The 15,604-nt window shown below is 55.1% G+C and carries 21 protein-coding genes and 1 pseudogene; 8 read left to right on the top strand and 14 right to left on the bottom strand.

Annotation, left to right across the window (positions count from 1 at the left end):
* Window positions 1–155, bottom strand: a pseudogene (locus HMPREF1487_RS27520) (IS5/IS1182 family transposase); the annotation flags it as partial.
* Between the two features lie 149 nt (window positions 156–304).
* Between HMPREF1487_RS27520 and HMPREF1487_RS24180 the strand changes: the two are divergent.
* Entirely contained in the window at window positions 305–520 is a 216-nt protein-coding gene (locus HMPREF1487_RS24180) for a hypothetical protein (protein WP_010799422.1), read from the top strand.
* A 435-nt stretch (window positions 521–955) separates the two neighbouring features.
* Here HMPREF1487_RS24180 and HMPREF1487_RS24190 read toward each other — a convergent pair whose 3' ends face one another.
* The 6 genes from HMPREF1487_RS24190 to HMPREF1487_RS24215 all read right to left on the bottom strand — a co-directional run bounded on the left by HMPREF1487_RS24190 (window position 956) and on the right by HMPREF1487_RS24215 (window position 4,942).
* On the bottom strand, window positions 956–1,240 hold the full coding sequence (locus tag HMPREF1487_RS24190) for a hypothetical protein (protein WP_010799424.1): 285 nt from the start codon (window positions 1,238–1,240) through the stop codon (window positions 956–958).
* A 67-nt stretch (window positions 1,241–1,307) separates the two neighbouring features.
* Window positions 1,308–1,661: a hypothetical protein gene (locus tag HMPREF1487_RS24195; RefSeq protein ID WP_154982417.1), complete on the bottom strand. Its 354-nt coding sequence runs from the start codon at window positions 1,659–1,661 to the stop codon at window positions 1,308–1,310.
* Window positions 1,662–1,823: 162 nt separating this feature from the next.
* Window positions 1,824–2,030: a hypothetical protein gene (locus HMPREF1487_RS24200; RefSeq protein WP_010799426.1), complete on the bottom strand. Its 207-nt coding sequence runs from the start codon at window positions 2,028–2,030 to the stop codon at window positions 1,824–1,826.
* The gene (locus HMPREF1487_RS24205) at window positions 2,027–3,034 is read right to left on the bottom strand and encodes a hypothetical protein (RefSeq protein ID WP_010799427.1); all 1,008 of its coding nucleotides are present in this window, start codon (window positions 3,032–3,034) and stop codon (window positions 2,027–2,029) included. The genes HMPREF1487_RS24200 and HMPREF1487_RS24205 overlap by 4 nt, the downstream gene beginning before the upstream one ends.
* The gene (locus tag HMPREF1487_RS24210; RefSeq protein ID WP_010799428.1) at window positions 3,031–4,152 is read right to left on the bottom strand and encodes a toxic anion resistance protein; all 1,122 of its coding nucleotides are present in this window, start codon (window positions 4,150–4,152) and stop codon (window positions 3,031–3,033) included. Before HMPREF1487_RS24210 ends, HMPREF1487_RS24205 begins: the two co-directional genes overlap by 4 nt.
* Before the next feature lie 19 nt (window positions 4,153–4,171).
* Window positions 4,172–4,942, bottom strand: a complete 771-nt coding sequence (locus HMPREF1487_RS24215; protein ID WP_010799429.1) for a toxic anion resistance protein — start codon at window positions 4,940–4,942, stop codon at window positions 4,172–4,174.
* Between the two features lie 256 nt (window positions 4,943–5,198).
* On the opposite strand from HMPREF1487_RS24215, the gene HMPREF1487_RS24220 reads away from it, so the two are divergent.
* The 5 genes from HMPREF1487_RS24220 to HMPREF1487_RS28150 all read left to right on the top strand — a co-directional run bounded on the left by HMPREF1487_RS24220 (window position 5,199) and on the right by HMPREF1487_RS28150 (window position 7,474).
* Window positions 5,199–5,672, top strand: a complete 474-nt coding sequence (locus tag HMPREF1487_RS24220) for a hypothetical protein (protein ID WP_010799430.1) — start codon at window positions 5,199–5,201, stop codon at window positions 5,670–5,672.
* A gap of 88 nt (window positions 5,673–5,760) precedes the next feature.
* Window positions 5,761–6,081, top strand: coding sequence for a hypothetical protein (locus HMPREF1487_RS24225; RefSeq protein ID WP_010799431.1), 321 nt, complete (start codon window positions 5,761–5,763; stop codon window positions 6,079–6,081).
* Window positions 6,082–6,518: 437 nt separating this feature from the next.
* Window positions 6,519–6,791, top strand: a complete 273-nt coding sequence (locus HMPREF1487_RS24235; RefSeq protein ID WP_010799433.1) for a hypothetical protein — start codon at window positions 6,519–6,521, stop codon at window positions 6,789–6,791.
* Between the two features lie 14 nt (window positions 6,792–6,805).
* On the top strand, window positions 6,806–7,201 hold the full coding sequence (locus HMPREF1487_RS24240; RefSeq protein WP_010799434.1) for a hypothetical protein: 396 nt from the start codon (window positions 6,806–6,808) through the stop codon (window positions 7,199–7,201).
* Between the two features lie 141 nt (window positions 7,202–7,342).
* Complete coding sequence (locus HMPREF1487_RS28150; RefSeq protein WP_010799435.1) at window positions 7,343–7,474, top strand: hypothetical protein; 132 nt, start codon at window positions 7,343–7,345, stop codon at window positions 7,472–7,474.
* A gap of 77 nt (window positions 7,475–7,551) precedes the next feature.
* Here the strand turns inward: HMPREF1487_RS28150 and HMPREF1487_RS24245 are convergent, their stop codons facing one another.
* The 7 genes from HMPREF1487_RS24245 to HMPREF1487_RS24275 form a co-directional block, all read right to left on the bottom strand.
* The gene (locus HMPREF1487_RS24245; RefSeq protein WP_010799436.1) at window positions 7,552–8,070 is read right to left on the bottom strand and encodes a hypothetical protein; all 519 of its coding nucleotides are present in this window, start codon (window positions 8,068–8,070) and stop codon (window positions 7,552–7,554) included.
* A 48-nt stretch (window positions 8,071–8,118) separates the two neighbouring features.
* Window positions 8,119–9,108 carry an SIR2 family protein gene (locus HMPREF1487_RS24250; RefSeq protein WP_010799437.1) on the bottom strand — a complete coding sequence of 330 codons (990 nt, stop codon included), beginning with the start codon at window positions 9,106–9,108 and terminating at the stop codon, window positions 8,119–8,121.
* 17 nt (window positions 9,109–9,125) lie between these two features.
* Window positions 9,126–9,872 carry an exodeoxyribonuclease VII large subunit gene (locus tag HMPREF1487_RS24255; protein WP_037031259.1) on the bottom strand — a complete coding sequence of 249 codons (747 nt, stop codon included), beginning with the start codon at window positions 9,870–9,872 and terminating at the stop codon, window positions 9,126–9,128.
* Window positions 9,859–10,698 carry a ParA family protein gene (locus tag HMPREF1487_RS24260; protein ID WP_010799439.1) on the bottom strand — a complete coding sequence of 280 codons (840 nt, stop codon included), beginning with the start codon at window positions 10,696–10,698 and terminating at the stop codon, window positions 9,859–9,861. The genes HMPREF1487_RS24255 and HMPREF1487_RS24260 overlap by 14 nt, the downstream gene beginning before the upstream one ends.
* Before the next feature lie 4 nt (window positions 10,699–10,702).
* Complete coding sequence (locus HMPREF1487_RS24265; protein ID WP_010799440.1) at window positions 10,703–10,918, bottom strand: AlpA family transcriptional regulator; 216 nt, start codon at window positions 10,916–10,918, stop codon at window positions 10,703–10,705.
* Between the two features lie 113 nt (window positions 10,919–11,031).
* Window positions 11,032–11,769 (bottom strand): hypothetical protein, encoded by a 738-nt coding sequence (locus HMPREF1487_RS24270; protein ID WP_010799441.1) that lies wholly within the window; start codon window positions 11,767–11,769, stop codon window positions 11,032–11,034.
* Between the two features lie 168 nt (window positions 11,770–11,937).
* Complete coding sequence (locus HMPREF1487_RS24275; protein ID WP_010799442.1) at window positions 11,938–12,936, bottom strand: LysR family transcriptional regulator; 999 nt, start codon at window positions 12,934–12,936, stop codon at window positions 11,938–11,940.
* 155 nt (window positions 12,937–13,091) lie between these two features.
* On the opposite strand from HMPREF1487_RS24275, the gene HMPREF1487_RS24280 reads away from it, so the two are divergent.
* The gene (locus HMPREF1487_RS24280) at window positions 13,092–14,234 is read left to right on the top strand and encodes an iron-containing alcohol dehydrogenase (protein ID WP_010799443.1); all 1,143 of its coding nucleotides are present in this window, start codon (window positions 13,092–13,094) and stop codon (window positions 14,232–14,234) included.
* A 59-nt stretch (window positions 14,235–14,293) separates the two neighbouring features.
* Window positions 14,294–15,598 (top strand): MFS transporter, encoded by a 1,305-nt coding sequence (locus tag HMPREF1487_RS24285; RefSeq protein ID WP_010799444.1) that lies wholly within the window; start codon window positions 14,294–14,296, stop codon window positions 15,596–15,598.
* Window positions 15,599–15,604: the final 6 nt, after the last annotated feature.

Below are 15,604 nucleotides of genomic sequence, written 5' to 3' on the forward strand. Positions count from 1 at the left end.
GGACGACCACCTTCACCCTTTGGGTAGTGTGGCTCGATCAGGGCAATCAATCCCTTCCACGGCACCACCTGATCCATCTCGATCAGGAACAATTCCTTACGGGTCTGCTTGCGCTTGCTGGCGTACTCGGCGTCGGCGAAGGTCATCTGCTTCATGGAAAAACTCGGCTGGCGGGATCGGCGTATTTCACCAGATTCGGGAAGTCTTTTTCAGACCTTCCCTAAGTGGTATTACGCAATCGCAGACGCACTGGCTGTATACCGGCAATGTTATCTTCAGCGTATTGGATATCCTAAACGCTCACATGGCAGTACCGCATGGCTTTCGTGCAACCTTCAGAACCTGGGCGGCAGAGACTACAAATTACCCCCGCGAGGTCTGCGAGATGGCGCTGGCGCATATGCTGGGCAGTAAGGTGGAGGCGGCCTATAACCGTGGGGATCTGCTGGAAAAGAGAAGGGGGCTGATGCAGGAGTGGAGCGGTTTTCTTGATACCCGCCACAGCCGTGTCTACGAGTAGAACTGGGACCATCCCGCTATAGAAAGGCTAACAAAATAGAATCCATAGCATACGATTTCACCGATCCGACTTCCTCCCTTGATGCCAAGGTAGGCTCTCTTGAGTGGAAAGTACGAACTCACTAGGGCAAGGGTCAAACATATACCAGCAACATCTGCTGGTGTTGGCGTCATCTTGAACGAGGCGTAATCACTCCATGCGAAAAGCAAAAAACTGACGGTATAACTCCCGTAACAGATCAGCTCTCCGATGCCGAGTCCCCCTTTGACACCAAGCTGGGCCTTTTTCAAAGGAAAGTATGTGCTCAGTACTGCAAGCACAAAACATACGCTAGCTATATTCACTACTGTTGTTTCGTTCATCCTATTCCCTCTAATGTTACATGCAAGCCACTGCAGTTCTTTTTCTGTGGGCTATCCAGCTATTGAATTCTCATTACTTTTGACTTTTCGCCTCAGGGTGAACCAATTCAAAGCTGATCACAGAAAAATCTGCAGGTACAGCTGGAGATATTCCCGGCAGTAGAAGGCTGACTGATATAGGAATTAAGTCATCTGACCGGTGGGGGTGCGCCGCAACTGCCCTATTTTTCAGCACCTTGAAATGCAAAGCTGTGCTGATTGGGGCAGTGGTTTCGACCAAGAATGGAATAAAATCATTTTTGTCGTACAGCAACTTTCCGTAAGTGACCAGATATTTGTAATTGCTCATGGTTTCCATGTGTAAACCCTCAAATGGCTCATTGCCGCCAAACTATGGAAAGAAATTGATACCCCAAAGATTCACATTATCGTCTGCCTTCCACGCGTGCTAAGGCTACTCCAAGCGCTGCACAGGGGCCTATCCAGATCCCTAAAGCTACAAGCAGCAACTTTTTGATCCTGTCCCCATACCCGTCTTCAAATTCCTGATGGGTAGCAAGGATGGTGTTCTGCTTCCTTACTGCTGCGGCATGGAATTCAAAGAACGATTCCTCTGTAAGACCTCTGCTATACGCCTGCTCGTAGTGTTCGAGGCCTGGCAGCTCGGGCAGGACAGGCATGGGTCGAGTCTGCTCTGGCCAGCTCAGGTACGTGGCGCCTGCGACCAGCGCGGTCCACATTACACAGGCAGCAAGCCAGCCCTTGAGGAAGCGGTGCATAAGCCTCCTTTTGCTCGAAACCCGTATAGCTACCCGCTCACGCTCTCTCTCAATCGATGCTACCGCTAACTCTTGATCGGACGGCATTAACAGCACCAGCCACAAGATAGCTATCGGTGCAACCAGGAAAACACTCAATAGGTAGTCGGCCATAGTTTTCCTCTAACTGAAGCGATGGTTGGCAGGTAGGTCGATACGAGCCAGCGGGTGACCTGGTTTGATCAATAGGCCGAAGACAAACACACCCGCCTGAACCGCCGCCAGACAGCCGAACGCCCATAAGAGCTGGCCCGCCTTGCGCTTAAGCAGGCGGCTGCGAGCTTCAAGCTCATTTACATCAGGGCTGAGTGGATGATCAAAGTGGCTCATACCGCCTGCTCCTGCTCCACGACATCGCCCAACAAACTACGGATGCGATCAGCACGACCTTCAAGCATGGCTTTGATTAGCAATACACCTGTACTGAGCATCACCAGCACTGCGAGTAAAGCGATCAGCAGTTTCTCCAATGCTGCAAGGATCGCCAGCTTCCAGCTTTGGCTGGCTTCATAATCAATCGCTGCCTGTGGGTATGGCTTGCTATGGACGAAGTGAGCAATGGCAAAGAGGTTCTGTGCGTCAATCTCAAACAGTGCCTGTCCTTGCCTGGCGACCAGAGCATCGACGAAGCGCCTGGCAATACCACTGTTGTAGCGATACCACTCCCTGGTTTTCTCAAACGATCCTTCTCTGACTTCTGGATGGCTGTGGTAGCGCACAATCATCTGGGCAAGCAGGTAATCAACCTGGAGCGAATCAACACTCTTACCGCTCTGGGCAATCGATTTGAGCTGATACTCCACATCATGGGCTCGTCCCTCCTCAACCGCCGAAGTAAAGGTGGCGTAGCTCGATGTATCAGAACTTGATAGGTCATCAATGCCAAGCGATGTTGCGGCTAGTCTGGGTACTCCCAAGATCATGAGCGAAAACACGGCCACCTTCAGGGCGGACGCAGGTTCTCCAAAGTTTAACTTGATGCCGGCAACCATGAGACCCAAGGCAAACCCCACGGGCGCGATATAAGTGGTCAGCATTCCTAGGAGTTGACTATGGATAGCCTCGAACTCATTTGAGGCTACAAGCCCGATGCCCTGATCATGACCCGTAGTGTTGCCCACGTCCTTGAACAGCTGTGCCAGTTCTGCGGGTATGTCGATAGAGCTGATCTTGCCCAGATCTCCAAGCATCCAGCTGGCAGTCAGGGCGATCAGATAAAGAGCCAACACTGTGGCGGCTGCTTTCCACAGGAGACCTGTCTTGCTCTTGAGCCAACAGCAGCGCTCATCCAGCTCGGCCAAGCCTTGCCTGAATATCTGTGTTTGCTGATTCATACCTCACCTTCCGACTGGCTCCCGACCAGTTGTGTACGAAGGGAAGTACGCATCTGCTCAATCTGCTTCTGGGCATTACGCCGCTCACCCGCGCCCTTGCGAATGATCGCCTGAACATCCTGTACAGTCCTGATCAGCTCGTCTTGTACCTTCTGCAGCGTTTCAGGATCGATGGCCAGCCGCTGGTTGGCCTTGGCGGTGTCTACGGCATTGCGGTGCAGCAGCTCGGCATTGCTACGCAGCAGCGCATTGGTGGTGTCGTCGATCGATTGCGCCAGCTCGACGGCGTTGCGCTGCTCGTTGAGCGATACCGCCAGCATGAACTGGCGTTTCCATGCGGGAACTGTGATCTCCCGGATCGTGTGAAACTTGTCGATCAGCATCTGGTTGTTGGCCTGAATGATGCGAATTGCGGGCAGGCTCTGGTACGCCGAATGCTGCATGGCTCTGAGGTCATCGATGCGCTTGTCAAGGTTGGCAATCTGCGCGTCAAGATCCGCCAGACGTTGAAGCTGGGTAGGATCGTTATTGACGCTCTGGCGCATGTCTTCGGCCTGTGCGCGCATCTCGTTGAGCCGAAGGTGTCCGGCTGCTACGTGTACGCCCAGGAGATGATGCTCATTCTCCACGGCAGCAAACATGCTGTTCAGGGAGGCATTGCGCTCGGCAATGTTGCCTTGAGCCGTCTGCACCTCGCCGATAAGCTTTTCGATCTGCTCACGCGTGGTGTCAAAGCGAGCCAAAGCGTTGCCTCCTCGCAACTTGATTCGATTGATCAGGCCGCCAATGACCGGCAGGCGTGAGCGCTTTTGGGTGAGGCCGTTAATGTTGACCGAGCGGGCAAGGGTGACAATCTGGGAGAGCTTTTCGCCGGCGCTGTCGAGGTCCTTGTTGGTGATCTGGTCCAATAGAGGGTCTGCATAGCTGGACGTATGTGCCGCTACCTCACGCCCAAAGTTGGCCACGCTTACGAGGTCATCAAGCTTGATGGTCTGGGCAACGGTCTTGATCTGTTCGATATCCGTATCGCCAAGGCCAAGAGCGCTGAGGCTGTTGGCATCCAGCGTAAACACGGTAGCGGCATGGCGAGACTGCTGTGGCTGAATATAGGTATTCACAATGCGTGTTCTCCGTTGCTTAATGGATGCCGTCTAGGCTTTTGGAAAGGCTGCCCAGCAGGTCTTTGTGGGCACGAGTAGCCTCGGCCACCATCTCCGCGCTCATGTGGCGGGTGGTTAAAAGCGTCAGGGTGTGCTGGCGCCAGACCGGCACCAGAACGGTCACGGTCTCGTTGAAACGGTCCAGCATGTCCAGCGCCTGCGCACGGGTCAGTCGCATCTGGATCACGCTCATGTCGTGGGATGAGAGGAGGGTGGTCAGGTTGACGATCTTTCGCGTCAGGCGGTCTCGCGGGTTGTCGAACTCCCATTGCGCTTGCTGGTGAAGGCCAAGTTCAGGGTTCTCGTCCAGGAATTCACGTGCAGCCTGGATATACAGGCGTAGCCGGGCGGCCTCTTCCTGAAGGCTGACAAGAAGGTTATCTAGCGCTTTGAGCGTATCCGTGACACGTTGAGCATGAACCTGAGCCTCTTCGATCAAATCCTCAAGATTCTTGCGCGCGGAGTAGTAGCGCGCCTGGCGCTCAAGCCCTTTGCCTGTCCAGCGCTCAAGCCGAGTAGGCTGTTTTGCCATCTTGCGCGGATCAGCGTCAGCGAGCCTTTCAACAATCTGGCCGATCAACCCAGCCAGTCTGGACACTGCTGCTGTTTCCATGAGGTCCGAGTAACGATCCACGCTTGAGCTGTCGATGGCGCCAGCGCCGTACTGTCCGATGGCATCGCTATCCAGAAACAGGGCGGGCAGGGTCTCGGTCTTGATGTGCTCAACCGAGATCATGGGTAGGTTCATCGTTGCCTCCAGCAGAGCCAGATTCAGTTACTGAACGCTGAGTGCCCCGTGGAGAAGACAACACCCCAACATCTCAGCCGTAGACCAAGGCTGGCAATCGAACCGGCACCTGGTATGGCGTTAATGTTAAGGGATCAAGAACCCATCCAATGGGCGTACTGCCTACCCGCGCGGGTAGGGAGTAGCAAGATTGACCCTATTGCATTTATTAAAAATTGGTGTATGGAAACCTCACACTGGTATCAAAGGTGAAGTAATGCTCAACGAGAACAATCCAGACCATGGAATCACTCGAAGCCGGACCGACGACGGCTGGTATGTAGCACCAATCCGGAGCGGGGAGTCTCCCAAAGCCTTTTTCGATGCGGCCTATGACTTCGATCCTGGCGCTAGCTATATAGCCGCCAAGGAACTCAACGATCAGCTTCGTCCGTACATTGCACCGATCCGCAATCAGGCCAACCAGCGCAGCGATAAAGCCCGCCCTGACCTGCCTGTCGGCATTACGCTGGCCACACGCAAAAGCGTTAACCGAGGGGGCAAGGGTTCACAGCTGCTCTACAGCTTCAAGGTCACGCCCTTGAGAGGAAAGCCTGTGAATGTCTACATTGGTACCGCCAATACCTGGGAGGCAAATTTTGCCAAGGCGTTGGAGAAGGCTTTAGCGATCAGGGAAAGGAGTCGGGAGCTCTTGCTGAAGCCAACTCACACGAATACTGCCCGCGCTTGATAGCCTAGTTTCTGCCTGACTTGCATTTCACCAAACTCGTGAGAAGCTGATTTCATACCAACGGACGGAAGAGTTAGAGGAAATCAAAGTGACAACGACATACGAATCTCAGGTAATGCGAGGCATTGAGCTTTTGGAGCTTTGCCAAAAACTACAGTCCGAAAAAGATGGTGTAGACCGGCCAGATCCTCTTTCCCTCGTTAAGAGTAAAAAGCTTGATCAGTTTGCATTGGATGTAGAGAACGCAATTGTTTGGATGTCTTCAATCCTTAAGCTGTATCCGCAATCGCAAAAGCTGGCCGCATTGGGTAAAGAGCTTGAAGCGCAGGGAAAGATCAAGCTAGAGGCTGGAGACAGCTATAGCGAGGTGGCGCTGGACTATCTGTGTCACCAGCAGGGGATCGCTTGATGGAAGGCATTATTAGAGCCTGCTCACACGAATACTACCCGCGCTTTTGATAAAGCAAGCCGATTGACCTAGGAAACAGCAATGCCTCTACGTAAGCATCACGCCACGAATTGCGATGTAAAAACTATCAGCCGCGGCCTGAGCATTTGGTGGGTGCGCGAGATGCAGCCATTTGTTAAAGGGTGGTTTTCAGAGGCGGTAGTAATCGGGGCTGCCGTAGTCGCTCTTGGTCTCATCGTCCACGTCCTCTTTCCTCTCGGTTTACTCCTGACGACTGTGCTCCCAGGAGCCACACAAACATATGGTTCGTATCTCGCTTTTGACTACACACCTGAGGTGATCGTGCCTCTTACATCGTTGGGTGCTGCACCATTCATGGTAATGGCAACGTTGGCTTCCTGGGCTCGCCACGTTTGCTCAATGGGGAAAGTTAACCCATGAACCTGTTTGGTGTAGAGATCAAGCACCCTTCGCCCAAGGAGCTGGGCCTAGCCACGTTCATCATCATGATGTTTCTGGTTTTCAGCCTGCTCAATGGAGAGCGTGCGGATAGCCTGTTTCCAAGTCTGGCCGCTGTTTCTGCTGGAGTCATTTCAGCTTCCTTTGGCATCAGCCTTGGCAAAGGCTGGCGAGCATGGGTGTTGTTGCTTGTGATTACATCGATTAGCTACACAGTTGTGTGGATGTTGACTGAGCACGGGGTCCGTTGAGGATTGCACTTCCAATGAGCGAATCAGACATACCAGACAAGCCAGAGGATATTGCATCCCAGCAGGCAGTCTATACACTGAGAAAGACGGGACTCGAAATTCGAATTCTCGAGAAGACGCTTGAAAAGCTGGAACTGGATAACCAGAAAACAGCTTTGGACATCGTTAAGCTGGATCTTGACATCAGCAAGCTTGACGTAGAAGTGAAAGACTACCGAAAGGAGTCTATCCGCAAGTGGCTTACGGTTATTGGGGCTGTATTAGCGGCCATCTTTACGGGCTTAACCGCCACGCTTAAAGCACGAGAGGTCTACTATGAGCACCAAACAACAGTTCAAGAGCCCTTACCTGAACGATCCGCAGAAGGTTCAAAGCATCATCCATCAGATGCAGAAAAACCAAAGAAATAGCTTTGTTCCGCTTTTGCAAGCGGCTGCGATTGCGGTTCCGGTCATTGGTGGTGGAATATTCCTTCTTTATAACCTGTTAATCTGACTAGCATTCCAAGCCTCCTAGAGATCCTTGCTACAATCGTGAATAGGTCAATCGAGATGATTGTTAAGATTCTGATGTGCCGCTGGGATCAGCTTAGCCAGAGCGAATGGGAGGAACTCAATGACTCTATCCCATGGATTGTTTTTGGTCTGATTGCCATGCCCGTTATGACCTATCTCTTCGCATAATAATGATTATGTTAAATTAATATCACTTCTGCCTGCCCTTCAGCTCTTTGTTTTATAGCTAAACATCGCTGCGGCTCTTAATGCACTGTCTTCAACCCTGACCGCTGGCTGTATAGCCGTGCCTCAGCCTGGCCCATGCTTTCGCCTGTCCTTTGCATGTGCTCGGACAGTTCCTCAGCATCAAATCCCACCTGGTTACGCATGGCATGGTTGACGTCAGCGATGACACGCTCTGCATTACGCGACCATTCGCTGACAAGGTTCTGCGTGTGAGTCATTTCTTCATTGACCCATGCCCGTGGATCGGCGCTCTGCGTATCTAGCAGTCCTAGCTTGCGGCCTACGGCAGGCAACAGAGTCATATAGAGCGTGACCCAGCAGATGGGCTCCATAGGCTCGGTCGGATCAATCAGGGCGTTGTGCAAATATGGTGCTGGGCTCGTATCGTCCAGCTCGTTGGCTATCTCGATAATCAGGTCGACGATTTCCTCTTCCTGGATTTCTAGACTATCCAGCTTGAGCGCCATATGGAGCAGCTGGATCAGCTCAAACAGCGTATTGACTTTGGATTGATTTTCATCAAGTGATATGGCCATAACTTGCCCTGATAGCTCTATAGTGAGAGTGCCAGCTCTGAGTCATAATTAGTCCCAGCTATTAAAGTCAAGAATATTAGTTAACCGTTGTAATGTGAATTCTTCAGTTTTGAGCTTACGTGCCCAGTATTGTTGTCTTTCGGCACGCCTCTCGGCAGGATTGCTCCATTCCACTACATGAATATCTCTGGACCGCCCATGGGCAGCAAGTAGGTTGTTCAAATGGTTGTCGCAGCCAGAGTAGCCAACGATGACGATTCCGCTAGATTCTTCTAGGCAAAGGTTTAAGTAATCCCAGTAAGTCGATAGCACATGTGAAGCACCAATTACAGAGCGTTTATGCCTTACATGCGTTAATACGATGTGGTCAGAACCATTTGCTGAAGTAGGAGTTAGCTCATGCCTCTGCCTTTTGCGTATCGCGCCATATTGATCGTCATAGAACAGAGGAGAGCCATGAAGATGCAAGTAATAGCCAAACGTGTTGCCGAAAGCTCGCTGCATTGCATCCGAATTAAATCCATCCCGCACCATGCCATCTACTAAAGAAGTGGTGTAGTAATTGTTAGTTATCACTTCTTCATCAATGAGAGCGTCATATAGCAACCGATCGTAATTCAGCGTTGCGACGTGTGAGTCAGTCCTTCTGATAAAATTCGCTAAGGGCTGTACGAAATCTCTAGGTAGGGCGCCTTCGTACAAATGCAATCTTGTTGCCACCTTATGTATGTACCTGCTTACTGCCCTAGGAAATTCTTGACCTTCAGATGAAAGCCAATGCACCTCCATGTTTTGAGACTGGCTTACGCTATTAAGTATCTTGCAGGCTGATATAACTTGGTGAAGAGGATCGAGCTGGTCTTCCTGTTCAGGTACTAGGCCCCCACCACCTAAACATTCGCTAATCAGATTTTTTTGAGTATCCGAAAGATCTTCATCATCATCCCATACGTCAGCCATCGCATTCGTGAGCGAGAAATGAGTAGGATCTAGTGCCATTCCAAGTCCATTGCCAAATATTAAAGTTTTCCTAGACATCCCTTATATCCTGATCTTTATATATTCTTTTGAACTGCTATAACGGCTGCTATACCGTCATGGAAATGAATGCAAATAGGCTCATCTGGCATCACATCGTTAGCTGACCTTATAGCCTGTCCATCCTGCCGCTTCACCAGCGCAAACCCCTTGGCCATGATCGCTCTTGGATCAAGAACGGTATAAAGATCCTTGTACCGCTGAAGCGAGGCTTCCTCTTGCTGAAGGCTTCCCTGCGCTGCCAGCTGGTACTGACCAGCCAGCGAATCAACACAGCGCTGTTCCTCAGCCAGTCGAGCATCAAGTTGCATGGACAAGGCTTGCCTTATCTGCATGAGTTCCTGCGCGGAATCAGCAGCCTTGCGCTCGGCAAGGTAGGTGTATTGCGTGAGGAGATTGCCTAGGCATTGCTCTTCTTCAGCTACGGCTGCTGGAAGCTGCGCCAGATACCGCTCCTGATAGTTGTGCAAGCGATCGCTGGCGCTCTGCAGCGATTCGCGCACCATGGAGTGCGCCTGGGCCTGCCAAAGGGTCACTTGTCTCTCGTGCCGGTTCAGGCAGTCATCCACGCCTCGGCGGTAGCAGTGGCTTAGCTCGGCCAACGATAAGGTCTCGTTGCTTAACCTTTGCTGGGACAGGTTCTGATACTGCCCGTGCAGGCTGACGAGACAGGTCTCTTCACGGCTTAGGGTCTGGTCGATCAGCTGCCTGGCCAGCTCAATGCTTCTACCCAGCTCCTCGGACTCCAGCTTAAGAGCGCGCACGGCCCCTGGGCTGGGCCAGTCGCTGCTCCCACTCCGGGAACAGTTCATTGGCCAGTGCCCGCATGACATCGGCCGCGCAGCGACTGCGCGATCGAGGGGCGGCTTTCGACTCGATCCGATGCACCGGCAATCCCAATGACGCGGCATTGAGGTACGCGACGCGATCGGGAATCACCGTTTTACAGACGCTGACATGCGGGTCGGCGGCAAAGGTGTTGCGCAGGCTCTGCATGATCAGGCAGGTATCGCGCCGGTTGGCGTTCACCTGATTGAGAAGCAGTTTCACCGGGGGCAAGTACACGCCGAGGTAGCGGTAGGGTTCCAGCTCTTCGAACAGGCCGAGCGTGCCGCGGCGCAGTTCGCGTGCCGCGAGCATTTCCGGTGGCAACGGGCATAGCGCACAATCTGAGGCCAGGATGGCCATTTCCACCACCACGCTGCGCGCGCCCTGGGTGTCGACGATCAGCACATCGTACTGATCGGCAAATGCGGGTAGCAGGTTGCGCAGGCGCAGTCGGCCATCGGGCGCGTGCAGCAGTACGGTGCCCAGGTGGCCCGCGCGGTCGTTGGAAACGATCAGTTCAAGCCGCGGGATGGTGGTGACGGAAATGATCTGCTCGGCAACCGTGAGCCGCTGCGAGATCAGTTCGTAACTGCCCGCTTCACGTGACTTGCACAGAGCGTAGTAGCTGGACAACGTCGGTTGACTGTCTAGGTCGAGCAGCAGCACCTTCAAGCCCGCGTCGGCAAGCAGGCCGCCGAGGTTGGCGGCAACCGTGGTCTTGCCGGCCCCGCCCTTGGTCGAGATCAGCGAAAGGACTTTCATGGCACTACTCCCGAACAGACAGGCGATCCTGAACCCACTGCTCAATCTCCAGCGAGTCCCAACCGACCGCGCGCGTGCCGATGCGCCGGCATTGCGGGAATAGTCCGGCCTTCATCAAGTTGTAGATGTGCGAGCGTTTGAAGCCGGTTTTTTGTTCCACCTCATCGCGGCGCATGATGTGGCGATCGGCGGAAGCTGGGGCAGGGCTGGCCGGTTGCATGGTGTCACTCCTTAGCGCCATGTGGCGCGCAGTGGGATGTGACAGTCAGTGAAGGTCCGTGGGGGTGAAAAATCATTGCCAGGCAATGGCCGCCATTGCCTGGCTATTCGGAGTTAGGCCTGCTCCGCTTGGGCCAAATGGCGGCGAGCCAACGCAAATTTCCGATCAAGGGTGTGTTTGCTCAAACCATGTAGGCCGGGAAATTGAGACAAAATAGCCTGGACTACCGCAGTCTGATTTTTATAGATCGACTGCACTTGGCCGGATTTCGACTTGCCTACGGTGATTGCCAGTAGGGCGCCGATGATCGTGTAGTGGACGCTGGCGGAGGCTTCAGGGGCTGGCTCCGCTGCATCAAGCTGCGCCGTTAGCTCGTTTTCATGGCGCTTGTAGACCGTCATCTCTTCGACAACAGAATCGTAGGCCTGATGCATTTTCTCAAACTCACGCGCGTAGAAGTCCCGTTCAGCTTGCACAGCCAAAAAGGCGTTCAAACTCACGCATTCGAGGTGGTCGATATTTTTGGGGAACAGGAATTCGGGTTTTTCCTCCGGATGGTTTAGCGCAAACCAGGCCCGCAGATCCGGACGGCGTATGGACCAATACACTCGCTCGGCGTGGTCGTTGAGCGTAATGGGCCCGCCGAGGGACGTTGCCGGTAGCTCACCCGAGGCAATGGCGTCGTAGATGCGCTCCACATAGAAGTGGAGACAGGGCCACTGCGGAAAATGCTTGAGTAGCTCACCTGAGTGGGCTATTTCGACCTGTAAGATCTCTGCGGTGTGATCGGCCAGATCGCACCAAAGAATTGCCGCATCGATGGGGTGATAGCAGCTTTTGATCGCGTCCATGGAGAACAGCCTCCAGCTGAAGTCGTCCTAATCGCCGATGGGATCATTATTTTGAATCTCATTCGAGCGAGCTAGACTCCGAAAGCAGTTTCGGATCCAATAACGTGACAAAGTATTTTCATTATAGTTCGCCGTAACTCTTCAGGCTGCGACGAGTTTTGACGTAGGTCAGTGGGGATTGTGGTTCGGTCGCAGTGCCCGACCACCTTCTGATTGAAGCGCTTTAGGGCGGCCAGCATCGTCGAGCTCGACTTGTATCAGCAACCCCCTCAGTTGCTCCATAGCCGGTGTGGCCTGGCTACCTCTGCGTGTTACCAACTCGTAGGGGTCGCTTACGGACTTGATGGCCAAGGGCAAGATGCATACGCGGTTGTGCTGGACGCACTGCTTGGCCACATCGATTGACACAAGCGCAACGAATTCGGGCTGGTTCTGCAGCAGTGACAGCGTTGCCAGAATCGACGTGGTCTCCACCAGGTGCAGAGGGAAGCGGATGCCCGCATCATGGAACTCTCGCTCAAGCTGCACCCGCATAGGCATGTTGGCCCGGTAGACGATCCACCGACTTTCAGCCAACTCCTCCAAGCGAAGTGCTCCAGCGGCCTGGAAGGGGTGGTCGATGTTGGCGATGACCGCCAGAGTCTCGTCCTGAACAAACGCACTCGAGAAAAGATGCGGCGAACTGCTCACACTCGTCCGGCACAGGGCCATGTCCAGACGCCCGCTCTCGATCTGGGTTAAGAGCGATTGGCTGGTGTCCTCAATGATCTCGAATGACATTTCCGGCTGTATGGCAGTCAGCTGGGAGACCGCCTTCATCAACAGCGGCACTGCCCCCATGATCGCCCCCACCGCAAGGCGTCCCCCGACCCCTCTCAGGATCGCATCCAAATCGTGCCGCAGGTTCGAGATATCAGTCTGCACCACCCTGGCGTACCTGATGGCGCAATAGCCGGCAGCCGTTGGTTCAAGCCCACGGTTGTTGCGATTAAAAAGCGTCGTACCAAAAGTCGTCTCGATCTCCTGAAGGGCCTTGCTTGCCCCAGGTTGTGTCAGCCCCACGCTATTTGCGGCTCCGAGAAGAGAGCGGTGCTCGTCCAGCTCGATGAGCAATCGCAGGTGTCTAGCGTGGAGCCTGGACATGATCGAGTTGAGGGACGGGGTCATTTGGTATGAATCCTAGTTATACCTGTATGGATTGTTCTCAATACCACGGCTGAATTCAGATTTCTATACTGGCGCGGCACGATGTCGCACTCGGTGCAGCGGATTGGCCTGAGATCGGCCCAAAATAACAAAGCCAGTAGGCTCGAGGAGACCCCATGTCCCTGATCAATTACATCACCCAGATCCAGTTTGAAGTCGGAGCTATTTCGCTCCTGCCTGCAGAGTGTCAGCGCATTGGTATTACCCGCCCTTTGATCGTCACTGACCGTGGTGTCCGTGCGGCAGGTATCGTCGATGTAGCTCTGAGCAAATTCACCGACTCCACTGTTCAGCTGCCGATCTATGACGGCACGCCACCCAACCCAAACGAAAATGCTGTTCGTGAAGCAGTGGCCATGTTCAAGGAATGCGGTTGCGACGGCATCATCGCCATCGGCGGCGGTTCCGCTATTGACCTTGCCAAAGGTGTAGCCGTATGCGCCAAGCACGAAGGCCCGCTGAAAAGCTTCGCTGTCATCGAAGGTGGCCTGGCTCGCATCACTCCAGCAACGGCCCCTGTGATCGCAGTGCCGACCACTGCCGGCACCGGCAGCGAAGTCGGACGCGGCGCCATCCTGATCCTGGACGACGGCCGCAAGGTGGGCGTGATCTCGCCGCATGTCGTGCCGAAGGTCGCGATCTGCGATCCCGGCCTGACGGTCGGCCTGCCGCCGCAACTCACCGCCGCCACCGGCATGGATGCGATCGCGCACTGTCTGGAAACCTTCATGTCGCCGATGCGCAATCCGCCGGCCGACGGCATCGCGCTGGACGGCTTGCGCCGCGCCTGGGCGCATATCGAACGGGCCACGAAAGAGCCGACCGACCAAACCGCGCGGGAAAACATGATGATGGCTTCGATGGAAGGCGCACTCGCTTTCCAGAAGGGACTGGGCTGCGTCCATAGCCTGAGCCATTCGCTCGGCGGAATCGACCCGCGACTGCATCACGGCACGCTCAACGCCATCTTTCTGCCGGCGGTCGTGGAGTTCAACCGAAGCGCTCCGTCCATGCGCGACGAAGAAAAGATGGAGCGCATGGCGAGCGCCATGCAGTTGCGTCAGGACACGGAGATTTCGTCGGCGCTGCGCGACATGACGGCACGCCTCGGCTTGCCGACCGGCCTTCGGGCGCTGGGCGTCACGCGCGAGATGTTTCCGCGCATCGTGTCGGGCGCGCTCAAGGATCACAGTCACAAGACCAATCCGCGCGAAGCATCGGAAGCGGATTACCTCGGCTTGCTGGAAGCGTCGTATTGACGAAGAGACGGACGCCCGACCAACGAGGCGTCCGCGCATGACACGGACGGAGACACCGCATGAACAAGAGCAAACGGATCGTACGGATCCAGCGCATTTCGATCTTCTTTTTGACCCTCGCCGGCAGCATCAACTATCTGGATCGCAGCGCGCTCTCCATTGCAAATAGCGTGATTCGCGGCGAGATGGGCTTGAGCGCCTCGCAGATGGGCCTGCTGCTGTCGGCCTTCTCGCTCGCCTATGCGTTCGCGCAACTACCGGTCGGCGCGATGCTCGACCGTTTCGGCGCGCGCGTGATGCTGGGCTGGGGCATGATCCTGTGGTCGGTCGCGCAGGCCTGCTGCGGGCTCGTCGGCAATATCCAGCAGTTCTTCTTGGCGCGCGTGTGCCTCGGCATTGGCGAAGCACCGCAGTTTCCGGCCGGCGCGAAGGTCATCGGCGAATGGTTCGCGGTGCGCGACCGCGGCACGCCGACCGGCATCTTCGTTGCGTCGACGACCGTAGGCCCGGCGATAGCGCCACCGATCCTCACCGCCATGATGCTTGCGCTCGGCTGGCGCAACATGTTCTTCGCCACCGGCGTGTTCGGCGTCATCGTGGCGATCGGCTGGTATGTGGCCTATCGCAATCGCGACGAAGTGAAGCTGGCGGCTGAGGAAACCGCCTATCTGAACCAGGACTCGCAGGAAAACGAGAACAGCAAGCCGCTCAGCGGTGCACAATGGCGCAGCCTGTTCCGGCAGAAGACGACGTGGGGCATCTTCTTCGGCTTCATGGGCGTCATCTATACCGTGTGGCTCTACCTCACATGGCTGCCGGCCTATCTTGAACACGAACGCGGTCTGAGCATCGCGAAGGCGGGCTGGGTCGTCTCGATTCCCTATGTCTTCGGCACGCTCGGCATGCTGAGCAGCGGCTTCACGGCAGACCGCCTGTACCGCAGAGGGCTGCAGGCGATCACCAGCCGCAAGTGGCCGATCTGCATCGGTCTCGTGGGCGCGGCGGCGTTCACCGTTCCGGCGGCGCTGACGCCGTCCACCACGCTCGCCGTGATCTACATCTCGGGCGCCATGTTCTTCATCAATCTGGCATCGGGCGGCGCGTGGTCGCTGATCTCGATCGCCGCGCCGCGCCAGGCGGTGGCTTCGCTCGGCGGCATTCAGAACTTCGGCGGCTTCCTGGCCGGCTCTGCTGCGCCGATCGTCACCGGCATCGTCGTGGACCGGACGCATTCGTTCGTCGCCTCGCTCATCGTGAGCGCGGTCATCGCGCTGCTCTCGGCGGTGGCGTATCTGCTGCTCGTGCACCGGCCTGTCGCGGTGTCGGAAGACGTCGGGGAAACCTCCGTCGGCGCGCTTTCCTGATTCGCA

It is taken from the genome of Pseudomonas sp. HPB0071 (assembly GCF_000478505.2).
GTDB lineage: Bacteria > Pseudomonadota > Gammaproteobacteria > Pseudomonadales > Pseudomonadaceae > Chryseomonas > Chryseomonas luteola.

Bases quoted from the DNA above. Each gene is read 5' to 3' on its own strand.
- HMPREF1487_RS24180 (WP_010799422.1), top strand. From the start codon at position 305: ATGGCAGTACCGCATGGCTTTCGTGCAACCTTCAGAACCTGGGCGGCA.
- HMPREF1487_RS24190 (WP_010799424.1), bottom strand. From the start codon at position 1,240: ATGGAAACCATGAGCAATTACAAATATCTGGTCACTTACGGAAAGTTG.
- HMPREF1487_RS24195 (WP_154982417.1), bottom strand. From the start codon at position 1,661: ATGCACCGCTTCCTCAAGGGCTGGCTTGCTGCCTGTGTAATGTGGACC.
- HMPREF1487_RS24200 (WP_010799426.1), bottom strand. From the start codon at position 2,030: ATGAGCCACTTTGATCATCCACTCAGCCCTGATGTAAATGAGCTTGAA.
- HMPREF1487_RS24205 (WP_010799427.1), bottom strand. From the start codon at position 3,034: ATGAATCAGCAAACACAGATATTCAGGCAAGGCTTGGCCGAGCTGGAT.
- HMPREF1487_RS24215 (WP_010799429.1), bottom strand. From the start codon at position 4,942: ATGAACCTACCCATGATCTCGGTTGAGCACATCAAGACCGAGACCCTG.
- HMPREF1487_RS24220 (WP_010799430.1), top strand. From the start codon at position 5,199: ATGCTCAACGAGAACAATCCAGACCATGGAATCACTCGAAGCCGGACC.
- HMPREF1487_RS24235 (WP_010799433.1), top strand. From the start codon at position 6,519: ATGAACCTGTTTGGTGTAGAGATCAAGCACCCTTCGCCCAAGGAGCTG.
- HMPREF1487_RS24240 (WP_010799434.1), top strand. From the start codon at position 6,806: ATGAGCGAATCAGACATACCAGACAAGCCAGAGGATATTGCATCCCAG.
- HMPREF1487_RS28150 (WP_010799435.1), top strand. From the start codon at position 7,343: ATGATTGTTAAGATTCTGATGTGCCGCTGGGATCAGCTTAGCCAGAGC.
- HMPREF1487_RS24245 (WP_010799436.1), bottom strand. From the start codon at position 8,070: ATGGCCATATCACTTGATGAAAATCAATCCAAAGTCAATACGCTGTTT.
- HMPREF1487_RS24250 (WP_010799437.1), bottom strand. From the start codon at position 9,108: ATGTCTAGGAAAACTTTAATATTTGGCAATGGACTTGGAATGGCACTA.
- HMPREF1487_RS24260 (WP_010799439.1), bottom strand. From the start codon at position 10,698: ATGAAAGTCCTTTCGCTGATCTCGACCAAGGGCGGGGCCGGCAAGACC.
- HMPREF1487_RS24265 (WP_010799440.1), bottom strand. From the start codon at position 10,918: ATGCAACCGGCCAGCCCTGCCCCAGCTTCCGCCGATCGCCACATCATG.
- HMPREF1487_RS24270 (WP_010799441.1), bottom strand. From the start codon at position 11,769: ATGGACGCGATCAAAAGCTGCTATCACCCCATCGATGCGGCAATTCTT.
- HMPREF1487_RS24275 (WP_010799442.1), bottom strand. From the start codon at position 12,936: ATGACCCCGTCCCTCAACTCGATCATGTCCAGGCTCCACGCTAGACAC.
- HMPREF1487_RS24280 (WP_010799443.1), top strand. From the start codon at position 13,092: ATGTCCCTGATCAATTACATCACCCAGATCCAGTTTGAAGTCGGAGCT.
- HMPREF1487_RS24285 (WP_010799444.1), top strand. From the start codon at position 14,294: ATGAACAAGAGCAAACGGATCGTACGGATCCAGCGCATTTCGATCTTC.